The organism is Bradyrhizobium sp., from assembly GCF_049581145.1.
GTDB lineage: Bacteria > Pseudomonadota > Alphaproteobacteria > Rhizobiales > Xanthobacteraceae > Bradyrhizobium.
This window is the reverse complement of record NZ_JBAURI010001231.1, coordinates 1-1,536: the sequence shown is the minus strand read 5'-3', so window position 1 is coordinate 1,536 and position 1,536 is coordinate 1. Positions and strand designations below refer to the sequence as shown.

Genomic DNA, 1,536 nt, shown 5'->3' with positions numbered 1-1,536 from the left:
AAGACAAGGTTTGGGCCGACGTTGATTTTGGCGAAGCGGGCGAGGAGGTCGCTCTCTGAGGCGTTGGGCGGGCAGAACTGGAAGAGAAAATTGACGTAGGGAAAGACGTCCGCGCCGGTGGGGAGGTCACCCATCGTTGGCCATGAGACAGCAGGCGCGGCCGGCGGTGCGGGTTGTTTGAGGAACGCGCTAAGTGGCTGCGCGGTATAGCCGGACTGAATTTTGTTTACAGCCGGCAGGTCGGCGGCATTGAAGAGCTGCGTGCGGAAGAGGATGTAGGCGAACTGCGTTTCCGTGCGCAGGACGTCCTTGACGCCGTCAGGCTTTTCGCCCTTCCAGCCGGGACCTGCGATGAGGAAGGCTCCCCCTTCGTTGCCGTAGGCGCGGGTGCCAATGTAAGCGAAGTTGTACGTGTAGAGGTCGATCATCTGACCGGTGTAATAACGGTTGGGCTCGATCGCCGGCATGGTCACGATCATGGGTTCGGCGCGGAGGTCCATCCACAAGTAGGAATACGGGGTATCGGAGTTGGGGGTGACGACGAATTTGTCGTCAGGAGTGGCCACCGATTTCGAGTTGGTAAGCGAGTTGAACGGAGCGCGATAGTCTTTGTTCGCGGTGTCGACGGCCTGCTTGTACATCGTCTGATAGTTGGCGGCCAGGGGGAAGCCGTAGATGAAAGCATCTTTGGCGATGGCTCGTGCTTCGGCGGCGGAGAGGTTCGTTTGGCTGGGCATCTGGCTCCTCACGTTTCGATAAGATCGCTTCGGTACGGATGGGATTGTGGTCGTAGGGAGCGGGGCTATCGGGTCCGCTGAACGGGAGGAGATTGCCACGCGCCGCTGAGCAGTTCCGGCTTGGGCCAGTAGTAGCGGAGTGTCAGCATGAACGGGCCGTTTGGCGCGGGGAGCCAGTTGGCCTGTGCGTCAGCCGCAGGCGCATCAGCCTGGATATAGAGTGTCAGTCCACCGTCGCCGTCGAGCTTGAGCTGCGGCAGCATGGGCGAATTGATCAGATAGCGATCGATGGGATTATTCACGAGGAGCTGGCTGGGAAGGTCGTACATGGTGAGCGACCAAAAGGCGTTGACGGGAGGGAACTGGCCCTTGGCGAAATGCAGGGTGTATTTACTTTTGCTGCCGTCGAGCGGTTCACCGTCGGCGTCCTTGTCGAGGATGGGATACAAGGCTTCGTCGCGGGAGTTTGCGCCGATTCCCATTACCGTACCCGTAGCGCGCGCGAGGAAGTTGTTCTTAAGATATTCGCGCGAGCCGAAGAGGGTTTCGGTCTTGCCACCTGTGGCGGCGCGGCTGCTGTCAATAGCTTTCTGGCCGTCGTCGATGCCAGCTTTGAGGGCGTCCTTTATCTCAGGCGAGAAAGAGGTAGGATCGAATAGCTTGCCGGGTTCGATGCCGATCCTTGTGAAGCTCTGACGGAGCTCTGTTTCGCTGGGATGCGGCGGGACACAGAACTGAAGGAGAAACGCCATCTGGTTGAAGAATTCGAGCGAGGTTTGCTGGCTGGCCGGGAGGGGTT

The 1,536-nt window shown here is 59.4% G+C and carries 2 protein-coding genes; both read right to left on the bottom strand.

All coding sequences use genetic code 11. From position 1 onward, the window contains the following. Nucleotides 1-737: DUF1254 domain-containing protein (locus WCB02_RS39200; RefSeq protein WP_423967702.1), on the bottom strand; the 737-nt coding region annotated here is incomplete at its 3' end. A 65-nt stretch (nucleotides 738-802) separates the two neighbouring features. After that, a partial coding sequence (locus WCB02_RS39195) for a DUF1214 domain-containing protein (RefSeq protein WP_423967700.1) occupies nucleotides 803-1,536 on the bottom strand: 734 nt, incomplete at its 5' end.